We start from the raw sequence: 16,589 nt of genomic DNA on the forward strand, positions 1-16,589 counted from the left end.
ATCAGTTAAAACGTAAGGTTTAAGCCTACAATGAATGATCTGGTTGGTGGTGTTGAAGCTGAGATAACAAGTGCAGGGTTATTACCGCCAGTTCTGAAGTTGCCACCTGTAGCCACAATACCCGTACCGCCTTGTCCGGTTGGTTCCGGATCTACACCGTTGTGTTTAAATACATACGGGCTCCATAACAAGAATGGATTCTGTGCAGTAAAGTAAACGCGGGCATTTTGTGCCTTAATTCGGCTTGCAATTGACTTGGGAATGGTATAGCCAAGGTTAATACTTCTTACGCGGGCAAATGATGCATCATAGTAGGCTAACGTTGTCCATGCTGTTGCGGCTCCTCCGGGAAGTGCTGCACCGGGCGCAGGGAATTCATTGGTTGGATTCTCCGGTGTCCAGTAGTCCACTTTCAAGCCGCTACGTTGACCGGTGAGGTTGGTCAGGTATGCACCGTTTGGAGCATGCAGGTAACTTAACAGGGTTCCACCTTGCCTAACATAAACCACAAACGACATATCGAATCCCTTGAAGGTAAACCGGTTGGTAATACCACCTTGCCAATCTGCTTGTTGACTTCCGATTATGGCGCGGTCGTTTGCATCAATAACTCCATTCTCATCCTGATCCTTAAATTTAATGGAGCCGGGCAGTTGGCCATAAGCAGCAGCATCTTCACCAAGTTGCCAAATGCCAACTTTTTCATAATCGTAAATGGCTGTTATGGGTTGGCCTACGAATAATCCTTCCGCAATATTCTGTGTAACACCCGGCAGGTATTTTGTTAACTTGTTTCGGTTAACGTACCAGTTAAGATCAATATCCCATGTAAATCCATTGGAAAGCTTCAATGCTTTTCCACTCAGCACCACTTCAAGTCCTTTGTTTTCCATTCCGCCAATATTGGTTTGAAACTCTTGTTCATAACCGGAAGAAATAGGTAATCTTAGGTTGAATAACAGATTAGTAGTTTGTGCATCATACCAATCTACACTACCGGTAACACGATCGTTAAATAATCCAAAATCAAGACCGATGTTAAGTGTGTTAGTATACTCCCAATCAAGCGTGGTGTCAGGAATACGGGCTGCCAGGTAACCAGATACCTGTGTTGAGCCGTAATTGTAGCGAAGCGGTACAGTTCCTCCGGCTATTCCAACCGTATTAACTACTCCACCTAAAGTTGTATAAGGTGCAACAGATTGGTTTGAGGTTTGACCATAACCTACGCGAACCTTTAAGTTGCTAAGAAAATTTACATCCTGTAAGAAGGATTCGTTGATTGCGTTCCAGGCTAATGCGAAGGCAGGGTAGTTGTGCCATTTGTTGGCCAATCGCGATGATCCATCTCTTCGGAATGTTGCGGTTAACAAGTAGCGATCTTTGTAAGCGTAGTTTAAACGCCCCATGTATGACAAGATGCCCCAGGTTTGTTCACCACCACCTAATATTGGTGCAAGCGAAGGATCTGCCTGTGACATATCGTAGAACTCAATGAAATTTGCAGTTATCGCATCTTTCGTTGCTTGAGTGGCATAGCTTCTACTCTGTTGTGCACTGTAAAGACCAGTAAATGTTAAGCGATGATCTTCTGCAAAAGTTTTTTCGTAGGTAATGATGTTCTCTGCTGTCCAGGAATAATTTTCGCTGTTTCTTACACTCGCTCTGTTGTCAACCAGTTTTCTGAAGTACGTGCCTTCACCTTGAAATTGAGCAGAATTGGTTTGGCCATATTCCAATCCCAAGTTAAAACGGTAGGTTAGACCATCAAGTATTTTATATTCAGCATACATGCTGTTGAATGTGCGTAACCTTCTTACCCGGTCAACCCAATCGCTGTTATTTCTTTTGATGTATAGCGGGCTCAGGTTGGCTGAAGCATCATCAAGGTTTCCGAATGGTTCAGGAAATATTTCCCCGGTTTCGGTATAAGGTGGCATTAATGGGCTGGTAGCTAAAATGTTATACATGATACCACCACCAAACGCGCCTGGATTTCCTGGTTGTGGATTTACAAACTGCGTTCCGTTTGCATAGTTAACTGAGTTCAGGCTTGTAATACCAATCTTTAACTTTTCTCCGATTTTTGAATCTGTAGATACTCTTAAGGTAAAACGCTCAAAATCCTGTTCAGGTAGAACAGTGGTCTCTTTAAAATACCCACCGCTTACAGAATAAGAACCTCTTTCCGTTCCACCCGTAATGGTTAAGTTATGATTGGTAATGTAACCATTCTGGTACATGAGCTCTTGCCAATCTACATCACGACCAAGTGCAATGCCTTCCACTTCTTCCGGACGATAAGGCCATACGCCTGTGTAGTCGCGCATGGCTTGATATTCTTCTGCATTAAATAGCGGGTATTTCCGGGCAACGGTTGTTACGCCCACATAGCTACTATAGGATAAGGAGGTTTCGCCTGCTTCACCTCTGCGTGTGGTAATGAGCATAACGCCATTGGCACCCCGTGAACCATAAATAGCAGTTGCCGAAGCATCCTTCAGTACGTTTATAGTTTCAATTTCATCTGGATTTATATCGTTCAGATTGCCTTCAAAGGGAATACCATCCAAAACAATCAAAGGATCGTTTGAACCCAAAACGGAACGTTCACCCCGGATTCGTATTCTTGCCGTGGCTCCGGGCGCGGTTCCAATGCGTTGAACTTCAACCCCTGCCATTCTTCCCTGCAAGGCCTGTTGCAGGTTTGCAACGGGAACTTCTTTTAAGGCATCGCTGCTTAGCGAAACGAGTGAACCAGTTACATCAGCTTTCCGCTGAGTACCATATCCAACCACAACTACCTCACCAAGCGTAAGGGCGCTGACAGTCATATTCACATCAACCTTGGTTCGGCCGCCTACGGGTACTTCCTGTGTTTCATACCCAATAAATGAAAAGATAAGCACGGCCTGATCTGCTCCCGATAACAGCTCTAACGTATAATCCCCGTTGGCATCAGAGGTAGTACCTGAGGTAGTTCCTTTTATCAGGATGTTTACCCCAGGCAAGCCGGAGCCGGATTCATCTGTAACTCTTCCACTGACGGTTGATTGTGCTAAGACAGTTACCGATAGGAAGAGACTAAGGCATAAAAAAGGCAACGATCTGATCAGGCCGGGTGCTTTTCCGCGATCAGGCAACATGCGTAGAATTTTTTGCTTCATAGCGTTGGGTTTTGATGATTGTTTGGTGTGTCATATATCGAATCTGAATGCACCATCAAGGGGCAATTTCCAGACGGCTCACTAAGGTCAGAGATTCCCTCAAATAATGCAACCGATTGCATAAATATTTTTTACTAAAACGTTATTTAACCCAAATAATCGTTTGTTTTGTATGCAACCGATTTATAAAAATTGGCTTATTTTGCTTCCTGCAAGGGCTCTGTTTCGATGGACTCCGGTATTTTTGAGTTATTTTTCATTCATTAAATGATGTCGCGCTATCTGTTAGGAATTGACCTGGGGAGTTCATCGGTAAAAGCCTCCCTTATTGAAGCTGACTCCGGTCTGCTAAAAGCTTCAGTAGCCTATCCGGAAACTGAAATGGAAATATCCAGTCCCGAACATGGGTGGGCTGAACAAGACCCCAACCAGTGGTGGGAGAATGCTACGTTTGCCGTTCAATCAGTGATGAAGAGCGCAGGCGCCAAAGCCGATGATGTGCTGGCCCTTGGAATAGCCTATCAAATGCATGGGTTGGTTGTAGTCGACAAAAGTCACAAGGTTTTGCGCCCCTCTGTAATATGGTGTGACAGCCGGGCGGTATCAATTGGGGAGGATGCCTATAACCAGTTGGGCGAGTTGTATTGCATGGAACGACTGATGAATTCCCCTGGGAATTTCACCGCTTCGAAGCTTAAGTGGGTATTGGACAACGAGCCCCATATATATAAGCAGATACACAAAGCCATGCTGCCAGGAGATTACTTGGCCATGCGACTGACTGGCGATGTTCGCACAACAGTTTCGGGATTGTCGGAAGGTATTATGTGGGATTACCAAAAAAGCGCCATACCCGAACGACTCTTTAATTATTATGGACTTGATGCGAAACTTGTTGCGGAAGCGGTGCCTACATTTTCTGATCAAGGTAAGCTTACAGCTGAGGCTGCACATTCACTCGGCCTCAAACCAGAAACACCCGTTTCCTATCGGGCGGGTGATCAGCCCAATAATGCGTTTTCGTTAAATGCACTTAATCCGGGTGAGATTGCCGCTACAGCCGGAACATCAGGTGTGATCTATGGCATTGTAGATAAGCCCACAGCCGATAAACTTTCCAGGGTGAACACGTTTGTTCATGTCAATCACACAGCCGATACTGCCAGGTATGGTGTATTATTGTGTGTGAACGGTACAGGTATTATGAACAGTTGGTTGAGAAAGTTACTTTCTACAAATGCATCTGTTTCGTACGAAACACTAAATGCGTTGGCGAGTAAAGCACCTGTTGGTGCCGATAACCTGTTGATTCTTCCGTTTGGCAATGGGGCTGAACGTGTGTTGCAAAACGTAAACCTGGGTGCAAGCATTCATGGACTTGACTTAAACCGGCATAATGCTTCACACATTTGTCGTGCAGCGCAGGAAGGTATTGTGTATGCGTTGGGATATGGCTTTGAGGTAATGAATGAGCTGGGTATACAATCTAAAGTAATTCGGGCAGGTCATGCCAATATGTTTTTGAGCGATCTGTTTTGTCAAACATTTGTAAACACAACAGGTGCCCGGTTGGAATTATACAATACCGATGGCGCGCAGGGTGCTGCGCGTGGTGCAGGGATAGGAATCGGATATTATAAAAATTATAATGAGGCATTTCGCACTCTCAGTTGTATAAAAAGTTTTGAACCGGATAGCCAACAAACAGTCGTGCAAAACACATTTGGTCAATGGAAATCTATTTTGAATAAACAAGTAAACACTCATTCTTAATTTATATGAAAGACACAACCACAACATTTTTTAAAGGAATCCCGGTTATTAAGTACGAAGGCCCTCAATCAAAAAATCCATTAGCCTTTCGGTACTATGATGCCAAACGAAAAGTAGGAAAGAAAACTATGGCGGAGCATCTTCGCTTTGCTATCGCGTATTGGCACACCTTCTGTGGTACGGGAGGCGATCCATTCGGAGCGCCCACAAAAAATTTTCCATGGTTACAAAACGCTGACCCTATCCAGCGAGCAAAAGATAAAATGGATGCGGCCTTTGAGTTTGCCGTTAAAATGGGCATAAACTTCTACTGCTTTCACGATTATGATCTGGTAGATGAAGCACCCACGCTTAAAGAATCAGAAGCACGACTTCAAACAATTGTTAAGTACGCCAAACAAAAGCAAAAAGAAACCGGTGTTAAACTACTGTGGGGTACGGCAAACCTGTTTTCAAATCCAAGGTATATGAATGGCGCCTCAACCAATCCGGATTATAAGGTTGTGAGTTGGGCTGGTGCGCAAGTGAAAAATGCACTTGATGCAACCATTGAGTTAGGGGGTAGCAACTACGTTTTTTGGGGTGGTCGCGAAGGCTACATGTCGTTGTTGAATACCGATATGAAACGCGAGCAGGAACACCTGGCGCGCTTCTTACATATGGCGCGCGATTATGGGAGGAAGAATGGATTCAAAGGAACATTCCTCATTGAACCCAAACCCATGGAGCCTTCCAAACACCAATACGATTTTGATGCAGCTACTGTCATTTCTTTCCTTCGTCAGTATGATTTGCTGGATGATTTCAAACTTAACCTGGAAGTGAATCACGCCACACTTGCCTTGCACACCTTCCAACACGAATTGCAGGTGGCAGCTGATGCGGGCATGCTGGGTAGCATTGACGCCAACCGGGGTGATTATCAAAACGGTTGGGACACGGATCAATTCCCCAACAACGTGAATGAACTAACTGAAGCCATGTTAATCATTCTGGAAGCAGGTGGATTTAAAACCGGTGGTATTAATTTCGATGCAAAGACAAGACGAAACTCAACTGATCTGGAAGATATTGTGTACGCTCACATTGGTGGTATGGACACGTTTGCACGGGCATTGCTCACTGCTCAGGCAATTCTGGATGATGGCGAGTATAAAAAGCTGCGTAAGCAACGGTATTCCAGCTTTGATTCCGGGAGAGGTAAGCAATTTGAACAAGGCAAGCTTACGCTTGAAAGCCTGCATGGTGATGCCCTGAAAAATGGAGAACCTGAAATACAAAGTGGAAGACAGGAATACCTGGAGAATTTGATTAATCGGTTTATTTAAGTTTTTCTTTCACATAAAATTTTCCGACATGAAATATGCCCTGCTGATTTTCTTTAGCCTTTCTATAGTTCTGACTATCCATGCACAGAACAAAGTGACGCTTCACGTTGATCAGGCGAATACGCAAATCAGCAGGCATATTTACGGGCACTTCGCAGAACATCTTGGCCGATGCATTTATGACGGCATGTATGTTGGCGATAATGCTGTTATTCCAAATACCGATGGCGTTCGGAACGATGTGATAAAAGCGCTGAAAGATTTGAAGATACCGAACCTTCGCTGGCCCGGAGGATGCTTCGCGGACACCTATCATTGGAAGGATGCAATCGGTCCAAAGCAAGAGCGCAAGCACATTGAAAACCTGTCGTGGGGAAATGTAAGGGAAGACAACAGTTTTGGTACGAATGAATTTTTGAATTTGTGTGAATTGCTTGGCGCTGAACCTTATTTGGCCGTTAATATGAACACAGGCACTGTACAAGAGGCGGTGGAGTGGGTTCAGTATACCAATCATGCAAATGGCACCAGCTACCTGACCGATTTGCGCGAGAAAAGCGGTCGCGCCAAACCCTGGAATGTAAAGTATTGGGGCATTGGTAATGAATCATGGGATTGTGGCGGTGACATGACCGTTGAGCATTATATCAATCTATACAGACAATACGCCACCGCCATGACTAGCTATGGCAACACAGAGAAGTTGTTTCGGATTGCAGTTGGTCCGGGTTCACCCGATTATGCATGGACGGAAGCGCTGATGAAAAATATTCCTGCGAGGCGTTTTGAGGGTGTATCCATTCATCATTACTCCGTAATCAATTGGAGTAAAAAGGGTTCTTCAACGGCCTTTACAGATGAGGAGTATTTCAAGACCATGCAGCAAGCATGGCGGATGGAAGAAATGGTCCGGAAGAATGCTGAAATTATGGACAAGTATGATCCGCAAAAACGTGTTGCTTTAATTGTGGATGAGTGGGGAGGATGGTATGAAACCGATCCGGAAGGAAGGGGACAACTCTATCAGCAGAATACCATTCGCGATGCGATGATTGCAGGTTTAACACTCAATATTTTTAACAACCATGCCGACCGCGTGCGAATGGCCAACCTCGCGCAAATTGTAAACGTGCTTCAGGCGGTAATCCTAACCGATAAAGAGAAAATTATTCTAACGCCTACGTATCACGTAATGGAAATGTACAACGTGCATCAGGATGCTCTGCTTGTACCCAGTCAGCTTATTTCAAATGATTTTGTGCAGGGTAATAGTCGCATTCAGGCAGTAACGGTTTCCGCATCAAAAAATCAAAACGGAAAGTTGTACATCTCGCTGACCAATATTGATAATAAGAACAGTCAGGAAATTGACATTTCAATCAATGGCTTTAAAGCGAACAAATTAAGTGGCAGGATTTTGACATCAACAAAAGTTCAGGATCATAATACGTTTGATAATCCGACAAACATTTCACCCAAACCTTTTAAAAGTGCAACCCTCATAAAAGGAAATCTGAAAGTTAGTCTGCCTCCAAACTCAGTGGTGGTGCTGGAGGTGACTGAGTAGTTAATTATTATACTGCGCGATTTGTATAAAATTTTTCTGAGTTCTGTTGTGATGTTTTTTAAAGCTCCAAAGGAGCGATATCTCATTAGGAGCGACATCTTGTTAGAGATCGGATATTTTTTTCTGAGCTCCGTAGGAGCGGCATCTTATATAAAACTACAATGACACGCCACGTTTCCACGGAATAAAATCATCCTGATGGAGTTGTTGTGCTTTGGTTTGCTGCCTACCACTGGCAACATCAATAATAAATTCAAGAATCTCTTCGCCTACTTCTTCAATCGACTTTGTTCCTTCAATTACGGTTCCTGCATTCACATCAATAATATCAGGCATTCTTTCTGCCAATTTTGTATTCGATGAAATTTTGACAACAGGCGCTATGGGGTTTCCGGTTGGCGTACCCAAACCGGTGGTAAATAAAATAATGGAAGCGCCAGATCCGGCCATGGCTGTGGTGCTTTCTACATCATTGCCCGGAGTGCACAACAAATTCAATCCGGGTTTGGTTACATACTCACCATAATCAAGTACATCAGCTACGGGCGATGTCCCGCCCTTTTTTGCAGCACCGGCAGATTTCATCGCATCGGTAATCAAACCGTCTTTAATATTTCCGGGTGAGGGATTCATATCAAACCCTGAACCTACAGCTTCAGCTGATTGTGCGTACGCCCGCATCAGGTGTACAAACTTATCCGCGTTTTCATTGATCGTGCAGCGATTGATCAACTCCTGTTCTACACCACATAACTCCGGAAACTCAGAGAGGATGGAAGAACCACCCAATGCAGCAAGCAAATCGGAAACATGGCCTACGGCCGGGTTAGCTGAAATTCCGGAGAAGCCATCGGAGCCACCACACTCCAACCCGATTTTAAGTTTGCTTAAAGGAGCAGGTTTGCGTTCCAGTTTATTGGCTTCAACCAGTGCCAAAAACGTTTCATGTATGGCGCGCACCAACATGTCTTGTTCGGTACCTTCTTTCTGTTGTTCAAGAATAATGAGTGGTTTAGAAAAGGAAGGATTTATTCTGTTTAGCTTTTGTTGCAGAATATCGATTTGAGCGTTTTGACATCCTAAACTTAATACAGTTGCTCCTGCAACATTAGGGTTGTTGATGTAACCGGCCAGTAATGCACATAGGGCTTCTGAATCCTGACGAATGCCACCACATCCACCTTCGTGGGTTAAGAATTTTATACCATCTACATTTTTGAAAAGTCGTGATCTTCCATTTGTTTGATGGTGATTAAATGCAGGTTTGTGAGAATCGTCAAGTTTATTCGTTTTGTATAATTCTACCAACTCGTGCACGTAATTCTTGTAGTCATTTTGTTTCGCGAAGCCCAGTTCTTCTTCGAACGCATGCCGGATCACATTCACATTTCTGTTTTCGCAAAATACAAGCGGAACAACCAGCCAGTAGTTGGCCACACCCACCTGACCGTCTGCACGGTGATAGCCATCAAAAGTTTTATCCTTCCATCGTGAAACGTCAGGAGCTTTCCACGTTATGGTATCTGATTTACCTGAATAGGAGGAGGCCTGGTGTTTTACATTTTGTGTGGTAATGGCACCACCGGCCGGAATAGGATGAAGCGCCTTGCCAACCAGTATACCATACATTTTGATTTCATCCTGCGGATTCAAATTCTTCAGGGTGAATTTGTGTTTGGCGGGGATATCCTGATTCAATATAATGGAACTTCCATTGTACCGGATTTCTTCACCGGCTTTCAGATCGGATAACGCCACTAAAACATTATCCTCGGGATGTATCTTTAAGAACTTGTTTGACATTTCAATAAAACTCTTAACTTGCGCAATCGATTGCACAATTTAGTAAAAAAAATTGGGTAGCAAACGAATGAGTTAAAATATGCTTGATAAATGCCCTTTTCGAGTGTTTTTAGTGAGTTTTTAACCATAGTTTTAAAAGACAAACGCGTTTAAAAATCAATTAATTAATACCCATGAATAAAGTAGTAACGTTCGGTGAAATCATGCTCAGGCTGGCAACGCCTGGCTTTCTTCGGTTTTCTCAGGCAACAGAATTAGAGGCAACATACGGTGGTGGTGAAGCCAACGTAGCCGTATCGTTAGCCAATTATGGCATCGATGCGCGCTTCGTTACCAGCTTACCCAATAATGATATCGGTGATGCAGCCATCGCTTCGTTGCGTGCCCGTAGTGTTGACACTTCATTTATCAACCGTAGTGGCGACAGGATTGGAATTTATTTTCTGGAATCCGGTGCGGTGAGTCGCGGGAGCAAGGTAATCTATGACCGTGCCAACAGTTCGTTTGCAAAATTGAAGAAAGGCGTGATCGACTGGGATAAAGCATTTGAAGGTGCTACCTGGTTTCACTGGACAGGCATTACACCGGCTGTTTCTGAAGGTGCAGCTGAAGTGTGTAAGGAGGCATGTGAAGTAGCTGCTAAGAAAGGCATTACCATTTCAACCGACTTAAACTTCAGGAATAAATTATGGAAGTGGGGAAAACCTGCAAGCGAAGTGATGGAGGAGTTGGTAAAACATTGTGATGTAATCTTAGGTAACGAAGAAGATGCCGACATGGTGTTTGGTATTAAGCCTGAAGGTGTAGACGTAACATCAGGTCATGTGGAAGGGGCAGCATACGAATCGGTAGGAAAGCAATTGATGAAAAAGTTTCCGAAGGCAAAGAAGGTGATTATTACGCTGCGCGGATCAATCAGTGCCAGTCATAATTCATGGTCGGGTGTGTTGTGGGACGGGAAGAAATTATTCGAAGCGCCAACCTATCAGATAACGCATATTGTAGACAGAGTAGGGGGGGGTGATTCGTTTATGGGCGGATTAATCTATGGATTGATCAAATATCCAACGGATGATCAGAAAGCCCTCAACTTTGCGGTTGCCGCATCATGCCTAAAGCATACTATTAAAGGTGACTTTAACTTGGTCACTGTTGATGAAGTGGAGAAGCTGATGAAAGGTGATGCTTCCGGACGTGTTTCACGATAATGATTCGACTTATGCCAACATTTACACCTGAATCCATTGTACAGGCTATGAAATCAACGGGAATGATTCCCGTGTTTTATCATGCTGATATTGAAATTGCTAAAGCGGTGATGGATGCTTCTTATAAAGGAGGCGTGCGTGTGTTTGAATTTACCAACCGGGGCGGAAATGCATTTGATGTATTCACACAACTTTTAGTACATGCGCAACAATATCCGGATATGGTACTGGGTATTGGCACCATTATGAATGCGGAGACCACGCAGAAATTTATTCAAGCGGGCGCTCATTTCATTGTGTCTCCAATCCTTAAACCCGAAATGGCTGAGGTGTGCAAAAAGCATCATATTCCCTGGATACCCGGTTGCGCCACACTTACCGAAATTGTTGCCGCGAAAGAGCATGGCGCAGCGGTGATTAAAATTTTCCCTGGGTCTGTACTCGGCCCTGGCTTTGTGTCTTCTGTTTTACCGGTTATTCCCGGTTATCAACTTATGCCAACAGGAGGAGTTGAGCCAACCAAAGAAAATCTTTCCGCCTGGTTCAAAGCGGGTGTGATGTGTGTTGGCATGGGTTCGCAATTATTCAAAAAAGAGATCATGGAAAAGAAAGATTGGCCTGCACTTGAAAAGAGTGTGGCGGATGCTATGTCCATCATCAAGGAAATCATAAAATAATTTCTCATTCGATCACGCTCACTAACCTCACGTGTAATGGAAAACCTGAATTCAAAAATGACAAACTATCGCTGGACGATCTGTGCGTTGGTGTTTTTTGCTACTACGGTGAATTACCTCGACCGGAATGTTTTGGGATTGTTGAAAACAACTTTGTCGGACATTGGTATGTTCGGTGATGACAAAGCCAATCAGGAATTATATTATTCGTATGTGATCATGTCGTTTCAGGTGGCATATGCGTTGGGGATGCTGGGCATTGGTCGTGTAATCGATAAAATCGGAACGAAGAATGGATACGGCATTGCATTGTTCGGTTGGAGCCTGGCTGCCATTGGCCACGCCTTTGCGAAAACAACATTTGGATTTGGCTTCTGGCGTGCTGCACTTGGAGTAACCGAGGCTGGAAATTTTCCAGCCGCCAATAAAACTATCGCGAATTGGTTTCCGAAAAAGGAACGGGCATTTGCCACGGGCATTTATAACTCAGGCGCAAACGTTGGGGCCATTATTGCACCACTTTCTGTTCCGTACATAGCAGAATCGATGGGGTGGGAGTGGGCGTTCATCCTTACAGGTGCGGTAGGATTGATCTGGTTATTCTTTTGGTACAGAAGTTATAAAAGTCCGTTAGAAAAACTCAAAGAAGGAAAACTTTCGCAAGCCGAGTACGACTATATCCACAGTGATCAGGACGAAGCGATTGTAGAAGATGAGACCAAAGAAAAGGTATCGTGGTTCCGGTTGTTGGGCTACCGCCAAACATGGGCATTCTTTTTTGGTAAATTCATGACCGATCCGATCTGGTGGTTTTTTCTGTTTTGGTTACCAGCCTTTCTTACCGGAGAAAATGCACGCCATTTGGCTGATGGCCGTCCGGAAAAGGTGATTGAATGGCCGCTCGCAGTTGCAGTGGTGTACATGGTAGCCACCGTTGGCAGCGTGTTAGGTGGATGGCTGCCCAAGCGATTAATTAATGGAGGTATGGATGCCAACAAAGCACGCAAAACCTCTATGCTCATTTACGCCATTATACCCTTGTGTGTGTTGTTTGCATCAACATTAGGAGAAATCAACACATGGTATGCCGTTGCCATGATCGCCATGGCATGCGCAGCGCATCAGGCCTGGTCGGCCAATATTTTTACAACCGTTTCGGACATGTTTCCCAAGAAAGCTGTCGCTTCAGTTACCGGCATAGGGGGTATGTCGGGTGCTTTTGGAGGTATATTAATTGCATGGGCAGCAGGCTTATTGTTGAAACATTTTACAGCATTGGGCACGGTAGAGAAGGGCTATAGCATTTTGTTTGTAGTTTGCGGTTCTGCCTACCTGATTGCCTGGATTATCATGCATTTGCTGGTGCCTAAGTTCAAGAAGATTACCGATCTCTAGTCATATTGGAATCGTATCGGTAATTGGCTAGATTTCATGGGTAGATTACGAAACTCATGAAAAGACGATTTATCACTCGCTTGATTATTATTTCTCCAATCCTGTTTATTCTTTTTGAATTTACAGCTTGCTTACGGGGTTCAATGCCTTATGCTTCCTATATGGTGCATAAAGATTTTGTTCCTGCACGAATGGACAAAATAGGACAGGTCTTTGCATTTTATCCGGAAAACAGTCGGGAGCGATTTGTATTTAAGGGATGGTATGGAGATTTTGACGGTAATGATCAGCTATAATCAAGGAATTGCAGCATGTTAATGATATCTCCTTTTTACGGGCATTGAAACATATGATTCATTATGCATTAAAAAATGAGGGCCATATTAGTATTGAACAATACAATAAGGAACTGGATGAAGCGGAATTGCGGGTTGCAAAAGGTGAATTTTATTCCCAGCATGAGGTAGAGAAGATGGCGAAGGAATGGTGAAGAAGCCTAAACTTGCGGTAGTATGGGATAAACAGGCCTACTCAGCTCTTCAAAAATTATACGATTACATACGAGAAGAATCAATAGTCAACGCAGAAAAGGTTCGGTCGGAAATCTTGAGAATGACAGCTAGTTTGCCTGAGCATCCCGAAAAATATCCGCCTGATAAATTCAAGAAGTCGAATACAGGCAATTACCGGGCTTTGAAAAATTTTCTTATCGGATAGCATATAAGGTTACAGATGACCGTATCATCATTTTAAGGGTTCGTCATGTAAAACAAGAGCCCAGGAATTACTAATGGTTACATTCCTTTGTTCGTGTTATGCTCCCTCAGCCACCTGCAGCTTCCTCGCCAACCACAACGAAACCAGGCTGAAGAACACTGCAATCAATCCCACATAACCATAGTTCACCAACGCTTTGGCTTCCGGACTGAATACCGAAGCTTTTTCACTGATGATGGTACCGGCCAGAAAGGAAGCCAACCCGGAAGTGAGCTGTTGAACGGATGAACGAATGCTCATGTAACTGCCACGACTTTCCGGACTGATAATCGCGGTTTCCATCGTGGTAGATGGAACCATTCTGCCGTTGCTGAAAATGAAAAATATTCCAGCTACCACTAAGGCTGACCACAATGGCATGGGCGGCATGTTGGTAATGAACAGAATCGGAAGGATTACCAGGCTGCCAAAAATGGTAAAGATTTTTAACCGGCCATGTTTATCGGCCATTTTACCCACCCACGGAGAAAAGAAAATCGTAAGCGCACCTCCCACCAGGTAAATGTAGGAGAGGTCATCGTTGGAAAAACCCACATTACCAACCATGTATGCTGCAATAAACGGTACAATGGTAAAGTGCCCCAGCGTCAGCACCGAAACAAAGGAGAGCCCAAGCAAACTGCTGCGTTGCCCGAATATTTTGGATAGAATTTCAAGTGGTTTTTTATGTGTTCCATTCAGGTGTGATCGTAAGGGCGGGATGAACGCGAACATCAAAACGAATACTACAACCGCTACGAGCCCCAGAAATAAAAAGGGTGCATGCCACGTGAATTTGCTGGCCAGAAATAAGCCAAAGGGTACACCAAATACGGAGGCTACTGAAAATGAAGCCATCACGATTCCAAGTCCGCTGGCTCTGCGTTCCAGGGGTATAACATCACTTACAATGGAAAGGATTAAGGCGCCTAACACACCTCCGAAAGCACCAGCTAAAGAACGGGCAATGAGCAGAAAGGGATAGGTTGGTGCGTAGGCACAGGCTAGGGTGCCCAGCGTAAAGCCAAAGTACATGAACAACATCATGCTCTTTCGGTCGAAACGGTCGATCCAAAAAGCTGCCAGAAATCCGGTAATACCTGCCGTAATGGTATAGGAAGATACTAGCAAGCTGAACTGCTGGGCATTGATGTCAAAAATGCTCATGAGTGATGGACTTAATGGCATCATAATCATGAAGTCCATGATGTGGGTAAACATGGCCGCGGCCAGAATAAAGAGCAGAATACGTTCGTTTTTCATTGAAGTGGCGAAAATACGGGAGGGCTGATTCTTCCGGTTGTTATTTTGGTTAAATAATTGATATTTTAACTCCCAGATAGGAGACTATGTTTTACGTTATTTTAGTGTATGCGTTTTAACCGGTTGGTCATTTTTTGCGCACTTATTTTCATCGGGTCAGGATCGCTGTTGGCCCAAAAGAAGGGCGAAGGTCCTTTCTTCAAGGTAGCCGACATTCCATACGCCAAGCTGGCCAAAGAGCCCAGGTTAAATGCCCTGGACATCTACATGCCCAAGAAGGGCAGCAAGTCTCCGGTAATTATTTGGGTGCACGGTGGCCTGTGGGCATTTGGTGATAAGAGTGATGTGGGCATTAAGCCGGCTTACTTTACTGAGAAGGGCTACATCTTTGTTAGTATCAATCACCGGCTTTCGCCTGATATCAAACATCCCGGTCATATGCAGGATGTAGCGCATGCCTTGGTATGGGTATACAACAACATCGTGCACTACAGTGGTGATCCGGAAAAGATTTTTTTAATGGGATACGCTTCCGGTGCCCAGATGTCGGTGATGATAACCGTGAACAAAAAGTACCTGGATGAGGCACAAGGTTCATTGGATATGATTAAGGGTGTAATCTCTGTGGATGGACTTGGTTTTGATGTGGCGAAGATCATTCCGGATAACAACAATAAAGTGAAAGACTGGTGCCTGGATACATTCGGTTTAACTGAACAAGAATGGCGCGAAGCATCACCGGTAACGCATATTGTGCCGGGGATGAAAGTGCCACCCGTTTTTCTGGCTTATTCAGGAGTTAAAACGCCCACTGAAAGTGATGCATTAAATCTCGCTAAAAAATTCAAGGATTCAGGAATAACCATTCAGGTGAAGAGTTACGCTAAGAAAAACAGCCTCTCTATTCATCGTGAATTTGGGAAAGAGGGGGACCCTGTTGGTCAGGATGTGTTGGTTTTCCTTCAAGATTGTTTGCGCAAGTTATAGTATTGGTCCGATAACTTTAACCAGGTTGTTGGCCACTATTTTATGTCCCTCCGGATTCGGATGAATGCCATCCGGTAGATTTAACTTTTCATTTCCGGCAACACCTTCCAGTAAAAAGGGAATCAACGTGGCGTTGTTCTTTTTTGCGATTTCCGGAAATACTTTGCGGAATGCAGTACTGTAATCGTCACCCATATTTGGGGGCACCATCATACCGGCAACCACAATTTTTGCATTCGGGTTTTTGGCTTTTACTTTATTAATAATAGCCTGTAAGTTGGATTTGGTTTGTTCCAAAGGAAGCCCGCGCAAGCCGTCATTTCCGCCAAGCTCGAGCACAAAAACATCAATGGGCTGACGCAATACCCAATCAATACGCGATAGTCCACCCGCAGTCGTTTCTCCGCTCAGCCCGGCATTGATCACTTTGCAATTTTTCCCTTGTTCATTCAGCCTTTGCTCCAGCAGATAGGGGAAGGCCTCTTCGGGCGAAAGCCCATAGCCAGCTGTCAGACTATCGCCAAAGAACATAATGGTTTTCGTTGTTGATGATCCCTGAAAAAGGAGCAAGGCTACAATAATTCCTAAAAACTTTCCGACCATGTAATTAGTTATTTGTTTGTTCCAATAAGGGTTAAAGTTACATTAACTTACACGCTTATGTA

At 44.3% G+C, this 16,589-nt stretch carries 14 protein-coding genes; 10 read left to right on the plus strand and 4 right to left on the minus strand.

The window, feature by feature from the left end; all coding sequences use genetic code 11:
• Window positions 1-5: 5 nt before the first annotated feature.
• Entirely contained in the window at window positions 6-3,167 is a 3,162-nt protein-coding gene (locus QY309_06125) for a TonB-dependent receptor (GenBank protein ID WKZ61057.1), read from the minus strand.
• Between the two features lie 270 nt (window positions 3,168-3,437).
• Here QY309_06125 and QY309_06130 point away from each other — a divergent pair, with 270 nt between their 5' ends.
• From QY309_06130 to QY309_06140, 3 genes are read left to right on the plus strand one after another with little or no spacing between them, the layout of a single operon-like run.
• On the plus strand, window positions 3,438-4,940 hold the full coding sequence (locus QY309_06130; protein WKZ61058.1) for an FGGY family carbohydrate kinase: 1,503 nt from the start codon (window positions 3,438-3,440) through the stop codon (window positions 4,938-4,940).
• 5 nt (window positions 4,941-4,945) lie between these two features.
• A complete protein-coding gene (gene xylA, locus QY309_06135) occupies window positions 4,946-6,268 on the plus strand; it encodes a xylose isomerase (GenBank protein ID WKZ61059.1) in 1,323 nt (440 codons plus the stop codon).
• 28 nt (window positions 6,269-6,296) lie between these two features.
• A complete protein-coding gene (locus QY309_06140) occupies window positions 6,297-7,835 on the plus strand; it encodes an alpha-L-arabinofuranosidase C-terminal domain-containing protein (protein WKZ61060.1) in 1,539 nt (512 codons plus the stop codon).
• Between the two features lie 156 nt (window positions 7,836-7,991).
• On the opposite strand, the gene QY309_06145 is transcribed toward QY309_06140, so the two are convergent.
• Window positions 7,992-9,638, minus strand: coding sequence for an altronate dehydratase family protein (locus QY309_06145; GenBank protein WKZ61061.1), 1,647 nt, complete (start codon window positions 9,636-9,638; stop codon window positions 7,992-7,994).
• Between the two features lie 173 nt (window positions 9,639-9,811).
• On the opposite strand from QY309_06145, the gene QY309_06150 reads away from it, so the two are divergent.
• The 6 genes from QY309_06150 to QY309_06175 are packed head-to-tail and all read left to right on the plus strand — an operon-like array spanning window position 9,812 to window position 13,635.
• Window positions 9,812-10,846 (plus strand): sugar kinase, encoded by a 1,035-nt coding sequence (locus QY309_06150; protein ID WKZ61062.1) that lies wholly within the window; start codon window positions 9,812-9,814, stop codon window positions 10,844-10,846.
• Window positions 10,847-10,857: 11 nt separating this feature from the next.
• Window positions 10,858-11,523 carry a bifunctional 4-hydroxy-2-oxoglutarate aldolase/2-dehydro-3-deoxy-phosphogluconate aldolase gene (locus QY309_06155; GenBank protein WKZ61063.1) on the plus strand — a complete coding sequence of 222 codons (666 nt, stop codon included), beginning with the start codon at window positions 10,858-10,860 and terminating at the stop codon, window positions 11,521-11,523.
• Between the two features lie 36 nt (window positions 11,524-11,559).
• A complete protein-coding gene (locus QY309_06160) occupies window positions 11,560-12,918 on the plus strand; it encodes an MFS transporter (GenBank protein ID WKZ61064.1) in 1,359 nt (452 codons plus the stop codon).
• 56 nt (window positions 12,919-12,974) lie between these two features.
• Window positions 12,975-13,214, plus strand: a complete 240-nt coding sequence (locus QY309_06165; protein ID WKZ61065.1) for a hypothetical protein — start codon at window positions 12,975-12,977, stop codon at window positions 13,212-13,214.
• 53 nt (window positions 13,215-13,267) lie between these two features.
• Window positions 13,268-13,408: a hypothetical protein gene (locus QY309_06170; protein ID WKZ61066.1), complete on the plus strand. Its 141-nt coding sequence runs from the start codon at window positions 13,268-13,270 to the stop codon at window positions 13,406-13,408.
• Window positions 13,402-13,635, plus strand: coding sequence for a type II toxin-antitoxin system RelE/ParE family toxin (locus QY309_06175; protein WKZ61067.1), 234 nt, complete (start codon window positions 13,402-13,404; stop codon window positions 13,633-13,635). The genes QY309_06170 and QY309_06175 overlap by 7 nt, the downstream gene beginning before the upstream one ends.
• A 96-nt stretch (window positions 13,636-13,731) precedes the next feature.
• Here QY309_06175 and QY309_06180 read toward each other — a convergent pair whose 3' ends face one another.
• Window positions 13,732-14,937, minus strand: a complete 1,206-nt coding sequence (locus QY309_06180; protein WKZ61068.1) for an MFS transporter — start codon at window positions 14,935-14,937, stop codon at window positions 13,732-13,734.
• 108 nt (window positions 14,938-15,045) lie between these two features.
• Between QY309_06180 and QY309_06185 the strand changes: the two genes are divergently transcribed.
• Window positions 15,046-15,924, plus strand: coding sequence for an alpha/beta hydrolase (locus QY309_06185; protein ID WKZ61069.1), 879 nt, complete (start codon window positions 15,046-15,048; stop codon window positions 15,922-15,924).
• Here QY309_06185 and QY309_06190 read toward each other — a convergent pair.
• Window positions 15,919-16,527: an arylesterase gene (locus tag QY309_06190; GenBank protein ID WKZ61070.1), complete on the minus strand. Its 609-nt coding sequence runs from the start codon at window positions 16,525-16,527 to the stop codon at window positions 15,919-15,921. The genes QY309_06185 and QY309_06190 overlap by 6 nt on opposite strands.
• Window positions 16,528-16,589 lie beyond the last annotated feature (62 nt).

This window comes from Cyclobacteriaceae bacterium (assembly GCA_030584025.1).
Classification (GTDB): Bacteria; Bacteroidota; Bacteroidia; order Cytophagales; family Cyclobacteriaceae; genus UBA2336.

What these genes read in the sequence shown, in the direction of transcription:
- QY309_06125 (WKZ61057.1), bottom strand. Translation starts at nt 3,167, where the DNA reads ATGAAGCAAAAAATTCTACGCATGTTGCCTGATCGCGGAAAAGCACCC.
- QY309_06130 (WKZ61058.1), top strand. Translation starts at nt 3,438, where the DNA reads ATGTCGCGCTATCTGTTAGGAATTGACCTGGGGAGTTCATCGGTAAAA.
- xylA (WKZ61059.1), top strand. Translation starts at nt 4,946, where the DNA reads ATGAAAGACACAACCACAACATTTTTTAAAGGAATCCCGGTTATTAAG.
- QY309_06140 (WKZ61060.1), top strand. Translation starts at nt 6,297, where the DNA reads ATGAAATATGCCCTGCTGATTTTCTTTAGCCTTTCTATAGTTCTGACT.
- QY309_06145 (WKZ61061.1), bottom strand. Translation starts at nt 9,638, where the DNA reads ATGTCAAACAAGTTCTTAAAGATACATCCCGAGGATAATGTTTTAGTG.
- QY309_06150 (WKZ61062.1), top strand. Translation starts at nt 9,812, where the DNA reads ATGAATAAAGTAGTAACGTTCGGTGAAATCATGCTCAGGCTGGCAACG.
- QY309_06155 (WKZ61063.1), top strand. Translation starts at nt 10,858, where the DNA reads ATGCCAACATTTACACCTGAATCCATTGTACAGGCTATGAAATCAACG.
- QY309_06160 (WKZ61064.1), top strand. Translation starts at nt 11,560, where the DNA reads ATGGAAAACCTGAATTCAAAAATGACAAACTATCGCTGGACGATCTGT.
- QY309_06165 (WKZ61065.1), top strand. Translation starts at nt 12,975, where the DNA reads ATGAAAAGACGATTTATCACTCGCTTGATTATTATTTCTCCAATCCTG.
- QY309_06170 (WKZ61066.1), top strand. Translation starts at nt 13,268, where the DNA reads ATGATTCATTATGCATTAAAAAATGAGGGCCATATTAGTATTGAACAA.
- QY309_06175 (WKZ61067.1), top strand. Translation starts at nt 13,402, where the DNA reads ATGGTGAAGAAGCCTAAACTTGCGGTAGTATGGGATAAACAGGCCTAC.
- QY309_06180 (WKZ61068.1), bottom strand. Translation starts at nt 14,937, where the DNA reads ATGAAAAACGAACGTATTCTGCTCTTTATTCTGGCCGCGGCCATGTTT.
- QY309_06185 (WKZ61069.1), top strand. Translation starts at nt 15,046, where the DNA reads ATGCGTTTTAACCGGTTGGTCATTTTTTGCGCACTTATTTTCATCGGG.
- QY309_06190 (WKZ61070.1), bottom strand. Translation starts at nt 16,527, where the DNA reads ATGGTCGGAAAGTTTTTAGGAATTATTGTAGCCTTGCTCCTTTTTCAG.